Here is a 17,913-nt window from a genome sequence, read left to right as displayed (position 1 = left end):
ACTTATCTTTTTGACATTTGACAAACAAGAACCAAATATTTAATAATAATGAAGATTTTATTCTACCTCTTGAGGAGGAACAAATAGATGTCTGACTACCTAGTAATTGTAGAATCGCCTGCAAAGGCTAAAACAATTGAACGTTATTTAGGAAAGAAATATAAAGTAAAAGCATCGATGGGACATGTTCGCGATTTACCTAAAAGTCAAATGGGAATCGATATTGAACAGGATTACAATCCGAAATATATTACAATTCGCGGGAAAGGCCCGGTTTTAAAAGAACTAAAAACAGCGGCTAAAAAAGCAAAAAAGATTTACCTAGCAGCCGATCCAGACCGTGAAGGAGAAGCGATTGCATGGCACTTGGCGCACAGTTTGGATGTAGACATTGCATCGGACTGTCGTGTAGTATTTAACGAGATTACAAAAGAAGCGATTAAAGAATCTTTTAAACATCCACGAGCAATTAATATGGATTTAGTAGATGCTCAACAAGCACGCCGTATTCTTGACAGGCTGGTTGGCTACAACATCAGTCCATTGCTGTGGAAAAAAGTGAAAAAAGGATTAAGTGCCGGAAGGGTTCAATCAATTGCAGTGCGGTTAATTATTGATCGTGAAAAAGAAATTGCAAAGTTTATCCCAGAAGAATACTGGACGGTAAAAGCAACTTTTCAAAAAGGGAACGACCAATTTGAAGGCCAGTTAATCGAATATCAAGGGAAAAAAGTAGAGCTATCGAATAAAAATGATGTAACCAACATTGTTAAACAATTAGATGGAAATGAATTTTCAATTTCTAAAGTAACAAAGCGTGAGCGAAAGCGTAATGCGGCTCCTTCTTTTACCACGTCTTCATTGCAGCAAGAGGCAGCGCGGAAATTGAACTTCCGAGCGAAAAAAACAATGATGATTGCGCAGCAATTATATGAAGGAATTGATTTAGGAAAAGAAGGTACAGTAGGTCTTATCACGTATATGCGTACCGATTCTACTCGTATTTCAGAAACAGCTCAAACAGAAGCTAGAGATTACATTACGAATGCATACGGAAATCAGTTTGTGGCAACGGAAAAGCGTAAAGAAAAGAAAAATTCGAACGCACAAGATGCCCACGAAGCGATTCGTCCAACTTCAGCTCTTCGTAAGCCAGGAGAGGTAAAAGAGTTCTTATCGCGTGATCAGTATCGACTGTATAAGTTAGTATGGGAGCGCTTCGTTGCTAGTCAAATGGCACCTGCAATTATGGATACAATGGCTGTAGATTTGAAAAATGGAGACGTAACATTTAGAGCAAACGGTTCTAAAGTTAAATTTCCAGGCTTTATGAAAGTGTATGTTGAAGGCAATGATGACCAAGTGGAGGAAAAAGAAAATCTTCTTCCAGACTTAGAAGAAGGAGAAGTAGCTTATTCTAAAGACATCGATGAAAAGCAGCACTTCACACAGCCACCGCCAAGATACACTGAAGCTCGTTTAGTCAAGACATTAGAAGAGCTAGGCATTGGCCGACCGTCTACATATGCTCCAACACTTGACACGATTCAAAAGCGCGGGTACGTAGCGCTCGATAACAAGCGTTTTGTTCCAACAGAACTTGGAGAAATTGTACTAGAGCTTGTATTGGAGTTTTTCCCGGAAATTTTAGATGTAGAGTTTACAGCTAAAATGGAAAACGATTTGGATGAAGTGGAAGATGGTAATGTTCAATGGGTGCGTGTTATTGACGAATTTTACAGTGATTTTGAAAAACGCTTAGAACATGCTGAAAAAGAAATGCGCGAAGTGGAAATTAAAGATGAACCTGCCGGAGAAGATTGTGAAGAATGCGGTTCACCTATGGTATACAAGATGGGACGCTACGGAAAATTTATGGCATGCTCTAATTTCCCTGACTGCCGTAACACAAAGCCAATTGTAAAAGAGATTGGCGTAAAGTGTCCGAAATGTGAAGAAGGAAATATCGTTGAGCGAAAATCGAAGAAAAAGCGTACATTTTATGGCTGCGACCGATTCCCGGGCTGTGACTTCGTATCTTGGGATAAGCCGATTGCAAGAAAGTGTCCGAAATGTGAAAATCTGCTTGTGGAGAAGAAACAGAAAAAAGGAACTCAAGTCGTCTGTACAAGTTGTGATTATAAAGAGGAAGCTCAGCAGTAAAAGAGAATGGGATGAATTCCCACGCTTTAAATTTAAAAATAGCAGTTATATAAGATGCGGCGACATTGCTTCATGTGCTAAAATGGAAACGTTATTAGCGACATTGAGTAATGTCGCATTTTCTTTGTCCCTTTAAAAAAGGGAAAGACAAGTGAATGAATAAGGAAAATGATAGAAAAGATAGAAATGAAGTTGGAGGATTTACAATGAATGAACAAGTAATTAATGTTATCGGAGCAGGTCTTGCTGGAAGTGAAGCAGCTTGGCAAATCGCAAAGCGCGGTTTGAAAGTCCGTCTTTATGAGATGAGACCAGTAAAGCAAACACCTGCTCATCATACGGACAAATTTGCTGAATTAGTATGTAGTAATTCACTGCGTGCGAATACATTAACAAATGCAGTTGGTGTTTTAAAAGAAGAAATGCGATTATTAGACTCTGTCATTATTCGTTCAGCGGACGAGTGTGCGGTTCCAGCAGGTGGAGCACTGGCTGTTGACCGTCACGAATTTGCCGCTCGTGTGACGGAAAGCGTTAAAAACCATCCGAACGTAACGGTTGTTAATGAAGAGATTACGGAAATTCCACAGGGACCAACTGTTATTGCAACAGGTCCGTTAACGTCAAAAGATTTATCAGAAAAACTGCGCGCGTTAACAAGTGAAGATTATTTATATTTTTACGATGCGGCTGCACCTATTATTGAAAAAGACAGCATTGATATGGATAAAGTATATCTTAAATCTCGCTATGACAAAGGGGAAGCTGCCTATTTAAACTGTCCGATGACAAAAGAAGAATTCCAACGTTTTCATGAAGCATTAATCAATGCAGAGACGGTTCCTTTAAAAGAATTTGAAAAAGAAATTTATTTTGAAGGATGTATGCCAATTGAAGTAATGGCTTCACGCGGAGAAAAAACAATGCTCTTTGGACCAATGAAACCAGTTGGGTTAGAAGATCCGAAAACAGGAAAGCGACCTTATGCAGTTGTTCAGCTTCGTCAAGATGATGCAGCAGGTACACTATATAATATCGTAGGTTTCCAAACACATTTAAAATGGGGAGCACAAAAAGAAGTCTTAAGCTTAATTCCAGGTTTAGAAAATGCAGAAGTAGTGCGCTACGGAGTTATGCATAGAAATACGTTTATTAATTCTCCTAAATTGTTAAAGCCTACGTATCAATATCGTGAGCGTGATGACTTATTCTTTGCTGGACAAATGACGGGAGTAGAAGGATATGTAGAATCAGCGGCGAGCGGACTAATGGCAGGAATGAACGCGGCTCGACTTGTACTTGGTGAAGAATTGGTTGTATTGCCGCAGGAAACAGCGATTGGCAGTATGGCTCACTATATCACACATACAAACGCTAAAAACTTCCAGCCGATGAATGCCAACTTTGGCTTATTCAAAGAATTGGAAGTGCGCATTAAAAACAAACAAGAACGAAATGAAACGCTTGCTAAACGAGCATTAGAAACTATTCAGAATTTTACAACAAAATAATCAAAATTGTTTGCAAGGGCTACTTAATTGTGATAATATTTAGTAGCCCTTGTGAGGTGATAACATTGGAATTTGTTAAAGATGTATTAAATTCCTTTCTAGAATATTTACAAATTGAGAAAAACTATTCAAAATATACAGTTGACTGCTATGAAAAAGACATAGGTATCTTCATGTCTTTTATGCAGGAAGAGCAAATACAAAACCTACAAAGTGTTACATATGCTGATGCAAGGCTGTTTTTAACACGCCTATATGAAAAGCAGTATTCAAAAAGATCGATGTCACGCAAAATTTCTTGTTTGAGAACGTTTTATCGTTACTTAAATAGAGAAGAATTAGTAGAAGATAATCCATTTGCGCTCGTTACCCTTCCTAAAAAGGAAGAGAGAAATCCTCGCTTCCTTTATGAAGAGGAGATTGTGAAATTATTTCAAATGAATGACTTAACAACTCCGTTAGGGCAGCGTAATCAGTCTCTATTAGAATTGCTGTATGCCACCGGAATACGAGTAAGTGAATGTGCATCTATTAAGCTTAGCGATATAGATTTTTCACTTCAAACTTTGCTCGTATATGGCAAAGGGAAAAAACAACGGTACGTGCCATTTGGCTGTTATGCCAAGGACGCCCTTAGAGTATATATAGATAATGGAAGAAAGCTGCTTTTAAAAAAGGCTCCTTCTGATACTCATTCACTCTTTTTAAATTATAAGGGGACACCGTTGACAGACCGAGGCATACGCTTAGTCATTGATCAGTTAGTAAAGAAGACCGCTGAGAATATACATATTAGTCCACACGTTTTGCGGCATACCTTTGCGACTCATATGTTAAATGAAGGGGCAGATTTACGTACAGTTCAAGAAATGCTAGGTCATGAACATTTATCAACCACTCAAATATACACACATGTGACGAAGGATCGTTTAAAGGCAGTTTATATGAATCACCATCCTCGCGCATAAAAGGAGGAGTTAATTTGTCTACTTTCCATGCTACTACGATTTTTGCGGTTCAGCACAACGGTCAATGTGCCATGTCTGGGGACGGACAAGTAACGTTTGGTAATGCTGTTGTGATGAAACATACTGCTCGAAAAGTAAGACGTCTATTTCAAGGGCAAGTTCTTGCCGGCTTTGCAGGTTCAGTAGCTGATGCATTCACTCTTTTTGAATTATTTGAAACGAAGCTTGAAGAGTATAACGGAAATCTTCAGCGTGCAGCCGTTGAGCTTGCTAAACAGTGGAGAAGTGACAAAGTATTGCGAAAGTTAGAAGCAATGCTTATTGTTATGAACAAAGATAACTTACTGTTAGTGTCAGGAACGGGTGAAGTTATTGAACCGGACGACGGCATTTTAGCAATTGGATCAGGCGGAAATTATGCTTTATCAGCGGGACGTGCATTAAAACAACATGCAGGCGAATATTTAACAGCTAAAGAAATTGCAAAAGCAGCTTTAGATGTAGCAAGTGAGATATGTGTTTATACAAATGATCATATTATTGTAGAAGAACTGTAGGAAAGGGGATTTTTTTATGAATTCTCATTTAACACCTCGACAAATTGTAGAAAAGCTCGATCAGTATATTATTGGTCAAACGAAGGCAAAGAAAGCGGTCGCTGTTGCGCTGAGAAATCGCTATCGACGCGGTCTGCTAGACGAATCTTTACGTGATGAAGTTGTGCCGAAAAACATTTTAATGATTGGTCCTACAGGTGTGGGTAAAACAGAGATTGCACGCCGCTTAGCTAAGCTTGTCGGTGCACCTTTTATTAAGGTTGAGGCAACAAAATTTACGGAAGTTGGATATGTAGGACGCGATGTAGAATCAATGGTTCGTGATTTAGTGGAAACGTCAGTTCGACTTGTGAAAGAAGAAAAAATGAACGGCGTGCGTGATCGCGCAGAAGAAAATGCAAACAAGCGGATAGTGGAGCTTCTTGTTCCAAGCAAAAAGAAGCAGCAATCGTTTAAAAATCCGTTTGAAATGATTTTTTCAAACGGTACACAGTCAAGTGATGCGGATCCTGATCAAGATGAGGAAACGAATATTGCAACGAAGCGCAAGCAGATTGCTCATCAGCTTGCTTTAGGAGAGCTTGAAAATCATTATGTCACAATTGAAGTAGAAGAGCAACAGCCTTCTATGTTTGATATGTTACAAGGTTCGGGTATGGAACAAATGGGCATGAACATGCAGGATGCCTTAAGTAATTTTATGCCTAAAAAACAAAAAAAGCGCAAACTTACTGTTAAAGATGCACGAAAAGTATTAACAAATGAAGAAGCGCAAAAATTGATTGATATGGATGAAGTGACGCAAGAAGCTGTGAATCGTGCAGAACAATACGGAATTATTTTCATTGACGAAATTGATAAAATTGCTCAGAAAAGTGGTAATTCATCTTCCGCTGATGTTTCACGTGAAGGCGTGCAGCGAGATATTTTACCAATTGTAGAAGGGTCAACGATTGTTACCAAATATGGCGCAGTCAAAACTGATCATGTTTTATTTGTAGCAGCCGGTGCTTTCCATGTATCAAAACCGTCGGATTTAATTCCAGAATTGCAAGGTCGATTCCCAATTCGAGTTGAATTAACGAAGCTAACCGTTGAAGATTTTATAAACATTTTAGTAGAGCCAGATAATGCGTTATTAAAGCAATATGCGGCATTATTGGAAACTGAAGGTATACAAATTGAATTTTCTGACGATGCTATACGTAAGATTGCAGAAATTGCATATCAGGTAAATCAAGATACAGACAATATTGGTGCAAGAAGGCTTCATACGATTTTAGAACGTTTGCTAGAGGATTTATCGTTTGAAGCACCAGAGGTAACATTAGAGAAAATCGTGATTACTCCGCAGTACGTGGAAGAAAAATTAGAAAAAATCGCTAAAAACAAAGATTTGAGTCAATTTATTTTATAGAACTGAAATCGCAGGAGGAAGAGTACTAATGGATTTATTAGGGAAAACTAGAAAGATTAATGCAATGCTACAAAAAGCAGCTGGTAAACCAGTAAACTTTAAAGAAATGGCTGAAACACTTTGCGAAGTGATCGAATCAAACGTATTCGTAGTAAGCCGTCGCGGTAAATTATTAGGAATCGCTGTTAAACAGCAAATTGAGAATGCGCGTATGAAAGATATGTTAGAAGCACGCCAGTTCCCAGAAGAATATACTCAAAGCCTATTTAACATTCAAGAAACATCTTCTAACTTAAACATTGAAAGTCAATATACAGCTTTCCCAGTTGAAAATAAAGACTTATTTGATGCAGGACTAACAACAATCGTTCCAATTATCGGAGGCGGAGAGCGTCTAGGTACGCTTGTACTATCTCGTTTAGACCGTCAGTTCGAAGACGATGATTTAATCCTTGCTGAATACGGTGCAACGGTAGTAGGTATGGAAATTCTTCGTGAAAAAGCAGAAGAGATTGAAGAAGAAGCACGTAGCAAAGCTGTTGTACAAATGGCAATTAGCTCACTATCATACAGTGAGTTAGAAGCTATTGAGCACATCTTTGAAGAGTTAAATGGAAACGAAGGACTATTAGTAGCAAGTAAAATTGCTGACCGCGTTGGAATTACACGTTCAGTAATCGTAAATGCGCTGCGTAAATTAGAAAGTGCTGGCGTTATCGAATCACGTTCTCTAGGAATGAAAGGAACTTACATTAAAGTTCTTAACAACAAATTCTTAGTAGAGCTTGAAAAATTAAAATCTAACTAAGTTTATGAACCAAAAAGCACACGGGCAGAGCCCGTGTGCTTTTTTTGTATGCTCTCAGTACAAAAAGATTAAGGCGATTCGTTCACTATTTTTATAAATCCTTAACAAACTTCATATAAAAATCTAAAAATTATATTATAGAATTTTTAAATAGTAAAAAGATACTAGTTGATTACAAATCGTTACTTTTATTACATATTGTTCAGGACTTATGGTATATATTTTGATTTTAAATTTAAAAAATAGAGCTAAAGTATAGCATTGATGTTAAAATATGCTTGGAAAACGAATGAAAATTTTGGTTTATAGTCCAAAAGTTCTTAAAAAAGGATAGACATTGCATGAAGTTTTTCTTACAATAAGTTCTATGGTACTAAAGTCGAAATTTGTCTCATTTTTGAGGAAAATAGAATAGATAAGCAGGTGTAAGAATTGAGTTTGTTTTCAACTACTTTTCAAACAATTGAAAATGGAATTAGCTACGCGTCACAAAAGCAGCAGACGATTGCACAAAATATCGCAAACGTTGATACGCCAAATTACAAATCGAAAACAGTATCGCGTACGAGTGAATTTCGAGATTTATTACATAACGAGTTAGAAGCATATCAGACTGATTCAAAACATATCCCATTTTCCGGTTCATCCCATCGAGTGATTACCCAGCAAGAAAACACTTCCTATCAAGCAAACGGAAACAATGTGGATATGGATAAAGAGATGGCGGATATGGCTGAAAATCAAATTTACTATGAGGCGCTAGTAGATCGTTTAAATGGAAAATTCAATTCTCTTCAAACAGTCATTAGAGGAGGTAAATAAGTTTGACTATTTTTCAAAATATGAATATTACATCTTCAGCTTTAACTGCCAATCGTTTAAGGATGGACGTTGTTTCATCTAATATGGCGAATGCTGAAACGACAAGAGGGACGTACGTTAATGGTGAGTGGCAGCCTTATAAAAGAAAAATGGTTGTCATGCAGTCTGATCGTTCGCCTTCTTTTTCGTCCCTCTTACACTCCGAAATAAATAAAAGTCAAAACAATGGTGTAAAAGTCACAGATATCGTAGAAGATAATACTCCTTTTAATTTAGTATATAATCCGACGCATCCAGATGCGAATGACCAAGGGTACGTGCAGATGCCGAACGTAGATCCGTTAAAGGAAATGACGGATTTAATTAGTGCTACTCGATCCTATGAAGCAAATGTGACGGTCTTTAATACAAACAAAAGTATATTAACAAAGGCGTTAGAAATTGGGAAATAAAGGAGCAATAAAATGATTAATGGTATCAGCAATCAAATAGCACTAGCAAAAACAGCAGCTTCTACTAGCACTGGACAAACAACTCAACAGTTTTCAACGTTTTTAAAAGACTCAATCAATGAGTTAAACAATACTCAACGCGCTTCGGATATAGCGACTGAAAAGCTTGCTAAAGGAGAAAACGTCGAACTCCAAGATATAATGATTACTGCTCAAAAAGCAAGTATTACGATGCAAACGGCTCTTGAAATACGCAATAAAGCTGTTGAAGCCTATCAGGAAATGATGAGAATGCAAATGTAATTGAGCGGTTATTAAAGAAAATGAAAATAGTAATAACCGGAGGAATACCATGAATGAAAGAATAGCTCTTTATCGAGATAAGATGAAAGTCTTTTGGAATAACCGCAAAAAAGGGCAGAAAATAGCCCTTATCGCTACTCCTCTTGCGGCTATTCTAGTCATTAGTTTAGCATCTGTTTTTTTAAACAAGGATAAATTTGTCCCTCTTTATAGCAATCTATCGGCTCAGGAAACAGGACAAATCAAAGCAGAGCTTGATGCTAGAAGCGTTCCTTCAGAAATCTCTGATAACGGAACAACCATTTCGGTACCTGAACAAAGCGTTGACTCGCTAAAAGTTGATTTAGCTGCACAAGGAATTCCTGATAGCGGAAGTATCGACTATTCGTTTTTTGGGAAAAATGCGAGCTTTGGTATGACAGATAATGAATTTGATGTGTTAAAACTCGATGCGATGCAAACTGAATTGGCTAACTTAATGAAAAACATTCAAGGAGTCAACGATGCAAAAGTGATGATTACCCTTCCCAATGAAAGCGTATGGGCGAATGAAAAGCAGGGAGAAGCATCAGCATCGATTGTGCTTAATACAAAGGCTGGTTATAAATTTGATGATCAGCAAATTAAATCTCTTTATCATTTAGTATCCAAAAGTGTACCAAACCTTCCTACAGATAATATCGTCATCATGAACCAATATTTTGAGTACTTTGATTTAAAAGGTAACGAAACGAATTCAGCCTCTAGCTCATTTGCTTCGCAGAACGAAGCGAAAAAAGAAGTTGAGCGAGATATTCAGCGTCAAGTACAGCAAATGCTAGGAAGACTGGTCGGTCAAGACAAAGTAATGGTCTCTGTTACAGCAGATCTTGATTTTACACAGGAAAACCGCGAAGAAAAGCTAGTAGAGCCTGTTGATAAAGATAATATGCAAGGAATTGCCGTTAGCGCTGAAAAAATTAATGAAACATTTTCTGGTAAAAATGCTCAAGATGGTGGCGTTGCTGGAACAGGAGAAGAAGATACAACAAATTACTCATCTAGTACAGCAAGTGGAGACGGAGACTACGAAAAAAATGAAGAACGAATTAATTATGAAGTGAATCGAATTCATAAAGAAATCGTCGAAAGTCCATACAAAATCCAAGACCTTGGCATTCAAGTAATGATAGATCCGTCCAATGCAAAAGGGAAATCACAAGTTTCCGATACGCTGGAGTCAGACGTTCAAAAAATGTTAGGTACAATTGTACGTACTTCTATTTCAAAAGATGCAAATACGAAAGCTCTCTCGGATAACGCGGTCAGCGATAAGATTACCGTTTCCGTTCAGCCGTTTAATGGACAAGAAACAGCTGACAGCACAGCAAGTTCGATTCCATTGTGGATGTATATAGTCGGAGGAGCACTGCTACTTATTATTGTTGTTCTTATTGTGCTGTTGGTTAGGAAAAGGCGTCAAGACTTAGATGAAGAGGAATATGATGAAGAGTATGATAAAACTTTTGAAGCATATGAAGCGGCACAAAAAGCCCCTGTTTTAAGTGCTGAACAGCAAACAAAAAGCAATCTTGAAACGTTAGCGAAGCAAGACCCGGAAGAGTTTGCAAAGTTGCTGCGAACATGGATTAGTGAGGATTAGGAGGAAAGCTAATGGTAAAGGCTATGCAAAAAAATGAGTTAACTGGAAAGCAAAAAGCAGCAATTTTGTTGATTTCTCTTGGTCCGGATGTATCAGCTTCTATCTATAAACATCTCAGTGAAGATGAAATTGAGCAACTAACGCTTGAAATTTCTTCAGTGAGAAAAATAGAGCCTTCTCTAAAAGAAGCTGTGCTTCATGAGTTTGAACAAATAACGCTTGCTCAAAACTACCTTGAAAAAGGAGGAGTAAGCTATGCGAAACAGGTGTTAGAAAAAGCACTTGGACCAGAGCAGGCTATGATGATTATCAATCGATTAACTTCTTCTTTGCAAGTTCGTCCGTTTGACTTTGCCAGAAAAGCTGATCCTATGCAGCTGTTAAATTTTATTCAGCATGAGCATCCTCAGACGATTGCCCTTATTTTATCTTACTTAGAGCCGCCGCAGGCAGGACAAATCTTATCATCACTGCCTCAGGAAAGGCAAGCGGATATTGCAAGACGGATTGCAACGATGGGAAGTACGTCTCCGGAAGTCATTAATGAAGTGGAGCAAATTTTAGAGAGAAAGCTTTCTGCTACTGTTACCCAAGACTATACCCAAACAGGTGGTTTAGAAGCAGTAGTTGAAGTATTAAATGGAGTAGACCGAGCGACTGAAAAAATTATTATTGATACGCTTGAAATTCAAGATCCGGCATTAGCAGAAGAAATCAAACAGCGAATGTTTGTATTTGAGGATATCGTAACGCTCGATAACCGTTCTATTCAGCGTGTGATACGAGATGTAGAAAATGATGATTTATTGTTGAGCTTAAAAGTAGCAAGTGAAGAAGTGAAATCTATTATTTTTAAAAATATGTCTAGCCGTATGGTGGAAACGTTTAAAGAAGAAATGGAATTTATGGGTCCTGTGCGTTTGAAAGATGTAGAGGAAGCTCAGTCACGTATCGTTGCTGCAATTAGACGCTTAGAAGATGCTGGTGAAATTGTACTAGCTCGAGGTGGAGGAGACGATATTATTGTCTAATATCATTAAATCAACTTATACGAACAAACTTTCAGACGAAAATGCTAAGCACATTCAAGTCATTCCATTTGGTTTTCCGATACAAGATGAGCCCGCAGAAGAACATCTTCAGCAAGAAAACGCACAGCACGTTATTGAACAAGCGCACAGTGAAGCTGAAATAATAAAGGCCAAGGCAGACGCTTACCGCAAACAAGCTCAAAACGAAGTTGAACGTTTGAAAAAGCAGTGGGAAGAAGAGAAGGTGCTGCTGTTTCAACAAGAACAAAAGCGAGGCTATGAAGAAGGATACGAAGAGGGGCTGCTTCAAGGAAAACAAGAGTATGAGCATGTATTAGCCATGTCGCGAAACATTGTTGACGAAACAAAGAATCAGTACTACGAATATATAAATCAATCTGAAGAAGTCATCTTTGAATTAGGTTTCACCCTAGCTGAAACGATTTTAAATGAGCAGCTTCAAAGAGATGAATCATTTTTATCACTTGTTGCAAGGTCTTTAAAAGAAGTTAGAGAACATAAAGAAATCCAGCTTTTTGTTTCTCCGAAAAAATATGCATATGTATGTGAACATAAACGAGAACTGTTCGATTTATTGAATGGAGAAACCGGGTTATTTATTTATGCAGATGAAAACCTCCAGGAAATGGATTGTGTCATTGACTCCTCTTATGGACGCCTTGTTGCTTCTTTTGATAGTCAGTTAACAGAATTGAAGAAAAAATTAAAAGAACGTTTGTTAGAGGAGAGTAAACATGAAAGTCGCACAACTCATTTATGAAATCCCGCGCACATCTTCTTTTAAACGGTACGGGAAAGTCAGCCGAGTAGTAGGAATGATGATTGAATCTAAAGGACCTAGAACGTCAATAGGAGATGTTTGCTTTATTCATCTTAGTGAACGAGGAGATAAAATTCGTGCAGAAGTCGTTGGTTTTAACGGTGAGCACGTCGTTTTAATGCCTTATACGTCTGTTCGATATATCGGACCTGGCTGCCTAGTGGAAACGACAGAAAAACCTCTGCAGGTAAGCGTGGGAAAAGAGTTAATAGGTCAAGTGCTTGATTCGTTAGGGAACCCTTTAGATGGGTCTGAACTTTCTCATTATTTGCCTTTTGTTTTAACCGATCAAGACCCCCCTAATCCCTTAGAGCGTCCGCCTATTGAACAGCCAATTGAAGTAGGGGTACGAACGATTGATAGCTTGTTAACAGTAGGTCAAGGGCAGCGCATAGGTATTTTTGCGGGAAGCGGTGTTGGGAAAAGTACGCTGCTCGGGATGATTGCACGCAATACAAAAGCAGATATCAATGTCATTGCCCTTGTAGGTGAGAGAGGAAGAGAAGTTAGAGAGTTTATTGAACGAGATCTTGGAGATGAAGGGTTAAAGCGCTCCGTTGTAGTAGTTGCTACCTCGGATCAGCCTGCTCTACTTCGAATGAAAGCAGCATATACAGCTACTTCTATTGCTGAATTCTTTCGAGATGAGGGGCTGAGCGTCATGATGATGATGGATTCTGTTACCCGTGTAGCAATGGCTCAAAGAGAAATTGGATTAGCCGTAGGGGAACCTCCGACTACCAAAGGTTATACACCATCTGTTTTTGCTAGCTTGCCAAGGCTGCTTGAACGTACAGGAACTAATCAACATGGATCTATTACTGCTTTTTACACTGTATTAGTAGACGGTGATGATATGAACGAACCTATTTCGGATACGGTGCGAGGCATTATAGACGGACATATTGTACTAGACCGGGAGCTGGCCAATAAAGGTCAATATCCGGCCATCAATGTCTTAAAAAGCGTTAGTCGCGTGATGAACCATATCGTAAATGAACGGCATAAAGAAGCAGCTGAAAAACTGCGTTCATTAATGGCTACCTACGCTAATTCTGAAGACTTAATTAACATAGGTGCCTACAAAAGAGGATCTTCTGCTTACATTGATGAGGCCATCCACTATCATCCTGTCATTGATGAATTTTTAAAGCAAAAAACGAACGAACATCCATCATTTGAAACAAGTGTAACAAAGCTCTGTGAACTGTTTGTGAAAGGTGAGTAAATATGGCATATGAATTTAGGTTATCTAAAATAATGGCAATCAAGTCAAATGAAAAAGATGAACTGCTATCTCAATATAATCAATCCTTGCAGCAGTTTGAAACAGCGGGTGAAAAGCTTTATAAAAAGTTAAAAGAAAAAGAAACGCTGATTGAACAGCATACGGGCAAAATGAAGCAAGGGCTCTCTATTTTAGAAATTACGTCATTTCAGCAATTTTTAACAAGTGCCGAACGAGTGATTGAGAGGTTGCAACAAGAAGTCATGTTTGCAAGACAGCAAATGAACTTAAAGAAACTGAAGCTAGAAGAAAAAAATATAGAAGTAAAGAAGTATGAAAAATTAAAAAAGAGAGACTACGATTCTTATATAACCGCGGAAAAACAGTTAGAAGCGAAGCAAATGGATGAGCTGTCTTTACAGCAGTACATGCTGCATAGAAATTAGGTGAAAAACATGGCTAAACGAAAAGAATTAAGAGAAGAGTACGAAGAAGAAAACTATGAAGATGGGAAATCTTACAGTAAAAGCCAGGTGTTTTTATTTTTAATCTTTATTCCAGCGGTGTTCCTCATCTTGGCAGCTTACATTGTCCTGACACTTTTCGGCGTCAATATAAATGATAAGGTTTCTGCTGTTACACACGCCATTCCATTTGTATCAAGTGAGCAGTCACAAAAAAATGAAAATATTCAAGAAAGCAATGAAGAAATACAAAAGCAGGTTGAGAGCCTTCAAAAGAAGCTGAGCACGAAAGAAAAGCAAATTTCAGCTTATGAGAAAACGATCAGTACAAAAGATCGTCAAATGGATGAACTCAAAATTGAAATGCGCGATATGGAAGAAAAAGTCGATGACGAAGCGAAAAAACAAAAGAACAATCAGCTGGCGAAAAAAGATGTCATTGCTACCTATGAAAACATGTCTCCTAAAAATGCAGCGCTCATTTTTGCCGAATTAAAAGAAGACAAAGCGGTCGCGATGCTTAAGCAGTTCAAAGCAAGTACAAGAACGGCAATCTTAGAAAAAATGGATCCGAAAGTAGCTGCACGCTATACGACATTGTTAACAGATCAGATTGATGAATAAAAGCAGAGGTGAAAACAGTGGAAATTTCACTACGTCCAGCAGCTGCATCAAAGGTAAACTGCGATGAAAAAGCGGCTGTTATTCAGACTCAGGGTTTTTTTGAAGAAATCGTTCAACAGCTTCAGCAGCTAAATGCGCAACCTTTAGCGAACGGGGAGAAATTATCGGATGAACAAGCGATAGATCAAGACGTCTTCAAGGCGGTTGGATTAATTGCGATTCATTTAAGCGAAGCAGAAGATAAAGAGATTGAACCGTCTGTCTTATACGAGCATCTAGCTGAGATGATGAATAAGATTCCAAGTAGTCTAGATTTGGAACAGCCGCTTCTAAAGCTGCAGCACGTGTTAACAGAAATGCAGCGGGCACCTGTTTCATCTGAAACAGACAGTCAAGAACAATATTTGTCCTCTATTTCTATCTTGTTGACCATTTGTAAAAATACATCATCTGCGTTTCAAACAGAGTTCGCTCAGCTGATGGAAGAACTACAAAAACCGCAGCTGCAGTCAGTGAAGCTTTCAGATTCGCAGCTTCAAGGCTTGCGGAAAGCTGCTGTTGAAAAAATAGAGAAAATTCATAAACAACCACGTGTATTAACCGATACCTTACATGAAAAGCGCTCAGCTGGTTTTTTCGCCGTTGTTCATTCAACTTCAAAAAATTCTCTAAAAGATATGAGCGCTGTTCGTAAAGAAGAAAAAGGGCCGCTAGTTAATCAGCTTCCATGGAAAAAAGATGTGGTTTTAGGTAACCCAAGTATAGATAGTGAAAGTTCTTTCACTGCTAAAACAGCCGGGTTGACGTTAAAAAATAACCCATCAGCTTTTGGAGCTGGAGAAATGCTTAAGATCCAAGAGTTTTCTATTGATCTAGGGCAAGCAAACTCTGATCATCAACAGTCTGACGATCTGGTAAATGAGCTGCAAAAAATATGGAGTAAAGCTTCGATCAGTACTGAAGAAGGAGCATCCAAGCTTTCCATTAAATTGTTTCCAGAGCAGCTAGGGACGATTTCAATTGAAGTGCTTCAACAAGACAATGAAACAATTGCGCAGGTTGTGGTAACGTCAGCGAAAACAAAAGAGCTGTTAGATGCCAACCTTTTCAGTTTACGACAAGCTCTTGCGTCTCAACGCGTAGCGGTTGATCAAGTGGATGCGGCGGGCGTTCAAGCAGCTCCAGAAAGTTCTGTAACAGAGAGGAATGCTTTTGGTAAAGAAGAAAAAGAGCCGCAGTTTTCTATTGATTTAAGCCAAGCAAAATCAGACTATCAGCAGTCTAGCAATTTGGTAAACGAGCTGCAAAAGGTATGGAGTAAAGCTTCGATCAGTACTGAAGAAGGAGCATCCAAGCTTTCCATTCAGCTATTTCCAAATCAGCTAGGGACGATTTCAATTGAAGTGTTTCAACAAGACAATGAAACGGTTGCACAAGTAGCTGTATCGTCAGCGAAAACAAAAGAGCTGTTAAATGCCAATCTTTTCAGTTTACGGCAAGCTCTTGCGTCTCAGCACGTATCGGTTGATCAAGTGGATGCGGACGCTGTTCATACAGCTCCAGAAAGTTCTGTAACAGAGATGAACGCTTTTGGTAAAGAAGAAAAAGAGCCGCAGTTTTCTATTGATTTAAGCCAAGCAAAATCAGACTATCAGCAGTCTAGCAATTTGGTAAACGAGCTGCAAAAAATATGGAGTAAAGCTTCAGTTGGATCTGAAGAGGGGGCATCCAAGCTTTCCATTCAGCTATTTCCAAATCAGCTAGGGACAATATCAATTGAAGTGCTTCAACAAGACGATGAAACGATTGCGCAGGTTGTGGTAACGTCGGCAAAAACAAAAGAGCTGTTAAATGCCAACCTTTTCAGTTTACGGCAGGCTCTCGGGTCTCAGCACGTATTGGTTGATCAAGTGGATATGGACGCTGTTCATACAGCTTCAGAAAGTTCTGTGAAAAATATGACTGCTTTTCCTAAAGAAGAAAAAGTACCGTTTTTTAATCAGCTTCCATGGAAAAAAGATGTGGTTGTACCCAGCGGAAGTATAGATACCAATAGCTTTTTGGAAAATAGCGAAAGTCCGGCAGGTACACACACAACCGGGGCCCCAGTAGAGAATCAGGCATCATCCTTTGGAAGTGGAGAAATGCCTAAGCTTCAGCAGTTCTCTATTTATCTAGGGCAAGCAAAATCAGACTATCAGCAGTCTAGCAATTTGGTAAACGAGCTGCAAAAAATATGGAGTAAAGCTTCGTTTAGTACCGAAGAGGGAACATCCAAGCTTCTCATTAAGTTATTTCCCAAACAGCTAGGTGCGATTTCAATTGAAATGCTTCAGAAAGACAGTGAAACGTTTGCGCGAATTGTTGTATCGTCAGCAAAAACAAAAGAGTTATTAGACTCCAACCTTTCAACTTTGCGGCACGGTCTCGCGTCTCAGCAAGTATCAATTGATAAAATCGATGTGCTGCTGTCAGAACAAGCGATGTCGTATAACAATGAAAACGATCAGCAAAAAGAAAGACAGGAAAAAGAGCTGTTTAGAAACGAAGAGGAAGATCAAGATTCACAACACTTGGAAGAAGGGGCTTCATTTTTGTCTTCTTTTGAAGCAGCGCTTATTAACTACAACGTATAGGTGATAACAATGACAAATGAAATTACGTCTGACTTGTATTTAAGTAATAGGGAAACACAAGTGAAGCAAACGGGAAACAGCTCGCTTGGCAAAGATGACTTTTTGAAGCTTTTGATTGCACAGCTTCAAAATCAAGATCCAATGAATCCAATGGAAGACAAAGACTTTATTGCTCAAATGGCTCAGTTTTCATCTCTTGAACAAATGACAAATATGAGCACATCGCTCAATACATTTGTAACGCACTCTCAGGCTTCTCCTATTTTAAAAGGCAGCGAATTAATTGGTAAAACCGCTGCATGGTTAGATGAAGAAGGAAATAAAAAGCAAGGAGTCATTTCAACAGCATCCGTCAAAAACAATGAGGTATCGTTTACGATCAACGATGAAAATCATACGGTACTTTCGCTAAACGATATCTTAGAAGTAAGCAGTTAACCAACCAA

The 17,913-nt window shown here is 38.6% G+C and carries 17 protein-coding genes; all 17 read left to right on the top strand.

Going from position 1 to position 17,913, the window contains the following annotated elements; all coding sequences use genetic code 11:
- Window positions 1–87: 87 nt before the first annotated feature.
- The 17 genes from topA to flgD all read left to right on the top strand — a co-directional run bounded on the left by topA (window position 88) and on the right by flgD (window position 17,905).
- Complete coding sequence (gene topA, locus U9R83_RS20940; RefSeq protein WP_328575409.1) at window positions 88–2,163, top strand: type I DNA topoisomerase; 2,076 nt, start codon at window positions 88–90, stop codon at window positions 2,161–2,163.
- 206 nt (window positions 2,164–2,369) lie between these two features.
- Window positions 2,370–3,674: an FADH(2)-oxidizing methylenetetrahydrofolate--tRNA-(uracil(54)-C(5))-methyltransferase TrmFO gene (gene trmFO / locus U9R83_RS20935; RefSeq protein WP_014458426.1), complete on the top strand. Its 1,305-nt coding sequence runs from the start codon at window positions 2,370–2,372 to the stop codon at window positions 3,672–3,674.
- 65 nt (window positions 3,675–3,739) lie between these two features.
- A complete protein-coding gene (gene xerC / locus U9R83_RS20930) occupies window positions 3,740–4,642 on the top strand; it encodes a tyrosine recombinase XerC (RefSeq protein WP_014458427.1) in 903 nt (300 codons plus the stop codon).
- Window positions 4,643–4,656: 14 nt separating this feature from the next.
- Window positions 4,657–5,199, top strand: coding sequence for an ATP-dependent protease subunit HslV (hslV, locus tag U9R83_RS20925; protein ID WP_328575408.1), 543 nt, complete (start codon window positions 4,657–4,659; stop codon window positions 5,197–5,199).
- A gap of 16 nt (window positions 5,200–5,215) precedes the next feature.
- Window positions 5,216–6,616, top strand: a complete 1,401-nt coding sequence (gene hslU / locus U9R83_RS20920) for an HslU--HslV peptidase ATPase subunit (RefSeq protein WP_013084801.1) — start codon at window positions 5,216–5,218, stop codon at window positions 6,614–6,616.
- A 28-nt stretch (window positions 6,617–6,644) separates the two neighbouring features.
- Window positions 6,645–7,424, top strand: coding sequence for a GTP-sensing pleiotropic transcriptional regulator CodY (codY, locus tag U9R83_RS20915; RefSeq protein WP_013058882.1), 780 nt, complete (start codon window positions 6,645–6,647; stop codon window positions 7,422–7,424).
- Between the two features lie 432 nt (window positions 7,425–7,856).
- Complete coding sequence (flgB, locus tag U9R83_RS20910) at window positions 7,857–8,246, top strand: flagellar basal body rod protein FlgB (RefSeq protein ID WP_014458430.1); 390 nt, start codon at window positions 7,857–7,859, stop codon at window positions 8,244–8,246.
- A gap of 2 nt (window positions 8,247–8,248) precedes the next feature.
- Entirely contained in the window at window positions 8,249–8,698 is a 450-nt protein-coding gene (gene flgC / locus U9R83_RS20905; RefSeq protein WP_014458431.1) for a flagellar basal body rod protein FlgC, read from the top strand.
- 12 nt (window positions 8,699–8,710) lie between these two features.
- Window positions 8,711–9,001 carry a flagellar hook-basal body complex protein FliE gene (gene fliE, locus U9R83_RS20900; RefSeq protein ID WP_328575407.1) on the top strand — a complete coding sequence of 97 codons (291 nt, stop codon included), beginning with the start codon at window positions 8,711–8,713 and terminating at the stop codon, window positions 8,999–9,001.
- Between the two features lie 49 nt (window positions 9,002–9,050).
- The gene (fliF, locus tag U9R83_RS20895) at window positions 9,051–10,643 is read left to right on the top strand and encodes a flagellar basal-body MS-ring/collar protein FliF (RefSeq protein WP_115654832.1); all 1,593 of its coding nucleotides are present in this window, start codon (window positions 9,051–9,053) and stop codon (window positions 10,641–10,643) included.
- Window positions 10,644–10,654: 11 nt separating this feature from the next.
- Window positions 10,655–11,674: a flagellar motor switch protein FliG gene (gene fliG, locus U9R83_RS20890; protein WP_057273955.1), complete on the top strand. Its 1,020-nt coding sequence runs from the start codon at window positions 10,655–10,657 to the stop codon at window positions 11,672–11,674.
- Complete coding sequence (gene fliH / locus U9R83_RS20885) at window positions 11,667–12,455, top strand: flagellar assembly protein FliH (RefSeq protein WP_115654831.1); 789 nt, start codon at window positions 11,667–11,669, stop codon at window positions 12,453–12,455. The genes fliG and fliH overlap by 8 nt, the downstream gene beginning before the upstream one ends.
- Complete coding sequence (gene fliI, locus U9R83_RS20880) at window positions 12,430–13,743, top strand: flagellar protein export ATPase FliI (RefSeq protein ID WP_014458436.1); 1,314 nt, start codon at window positions 12,430–12,432, stop codon at window positions 13,741–13,743. Before fliH ends, fliI begins: the two co-directional genes overlap by 26 nt.
- Window positions 13,744–13,745: 2 nt before the next feature.
- Window positions 13,746–14,189 carry a flagellar export protein FliJ gene (fliJ, locus tag U9R83_RS20875; protein WP_013058874.1) on the top strand — a complete coding sequence of 148 codons (444 nt, stop codon included), beginning with the start codon at window positions 13,746–13,748 and terminating at the stop codon, window positions 14,187–14,189.
- Window positions 14,190–14,198: 9 nt separating this feature from the next.
- Window positions 14,199–14,831: a MotE family protein gene (locus tag U9R83_RS20870; protein WP_115654829.1), complete on the top strand. Its 633-nt coding sequence runs from the start codon at window positions 14,199–14,201 to the stop codon at window positions 14,829–14,831.
- Between the two features lie 17 nt (window positions 14,832–14,848).
- Entirely contained in the window at window positions 14,849–17,467 is a 2,619-nt protein-coding gene (locus U9R83_RS20865) for a flagellar hook-length control protein FliK (protein ID WP_328575406.1), read from the top strand.
- A 9-nt stretch (window positions 17,468–17,476) separates the two neighbouring features.
- Window positions 17,477–17,905, top strand: a complete 429-nt coding sequence (gene flgD / locus U9R83_RS20860; RefSeq protein ID WP_115654827.1) for a flagellar hook assembly protein FlgD — start codon at window positions 17,477–17,479, stop codon at window positions 17,903–17,905.
- Window positions 17,906–17,913 lie beyond the last annotated feature (8 nt).

It is taken from the genome of Priestia sp. LL-8, from assembly GCF_036227845.1.
In the GTDB taxonomy this organism is placed as follows: Bacteria; Bacillota; Bacilli; order Bacillales; family Bacillaceae_H; genus Priestia; species Priestia zanthoxyli.
The sequence above is the reverse complement of the archived record's forward strand: the minus strand, read 5'-3'. Positions and strand labels throughout refer to the sequence as shown.

Excerpts from the sequence above, each read along its gene's own strand:
- flgD (WP_115654827.1), top strand. The coding sequence starts at position 17,477 with ATGACAAATGAAATTACGTCTGACTTGTATTTAAGTAATAGGGAAACA.
- fliF (WP_115654832.1), top strand. The coding sequence starts at position 9,051 with ATGAATGAAAGAATAGCTCTTTATCGAGATAAGATGAAAGTCTTTTGG.
- fliJ (WP_013058874.1), top strand. The coding sequence starts at position 13,746 with ATGGCATATGAATTTAGGTTATCTAAAATAATGGCAATCAAGTCAAAT.
- hslU (WP_013084801.1), top strand. The coding sequence starts at position 5,216 with ATGAATTCTCATTTAACACCTCGACAAATTGTAGAAAAGCTCGATCAG.
- fliI (WP_014458436.1), top strand. The coding sequence starts at position 12,430 with ATGAAAGTCGCACAACTCATTTATGAAATCCCGCGCACATCTTCTTTT.
- fliG (WP_057273955.1), top strand. The coding sequence starts at position 10,655 with ATGGTAAAGGCTATGCAAAAAAATGAGTTAACTGGAAAGCAAAAAGCA.
- topA (WP_328575409.1), top strand. The coding sequence starts at position 88 with ATGTCTGACTACCTAGTAATTGTAGAATCGCCTGCAAAGGCTAAAACA.
- trmFO (WP_014458426.1), top strand. The coding sequence starts at position 2,370 with ATGAATGAACAAGTAATTAATGTTATCGGAGCAGGTCTTGCTGGAAGT.
- codY (WP_013058882.1), top strand. The coding sequence starts at position 6,645 with ATGGATTTATTAGGGAAAACTAGAAAGATTAATGCAATGCTACAAAAA.
- U9R83_RS20870 (WP_115654829.1), top strand. The coding sequence starts at position 14,199 with ATGGCTAAACGAAAAGAATTAAGAGAAGAGTACGAAGAAGAAAACTAT.
- fliE (WP_328575407.1), top strand. The coding sequence starts at position 8,711 with ATGATTAATGGTATCAGCAATCAAATAGCACTAGCAAAAACAGCAGCT.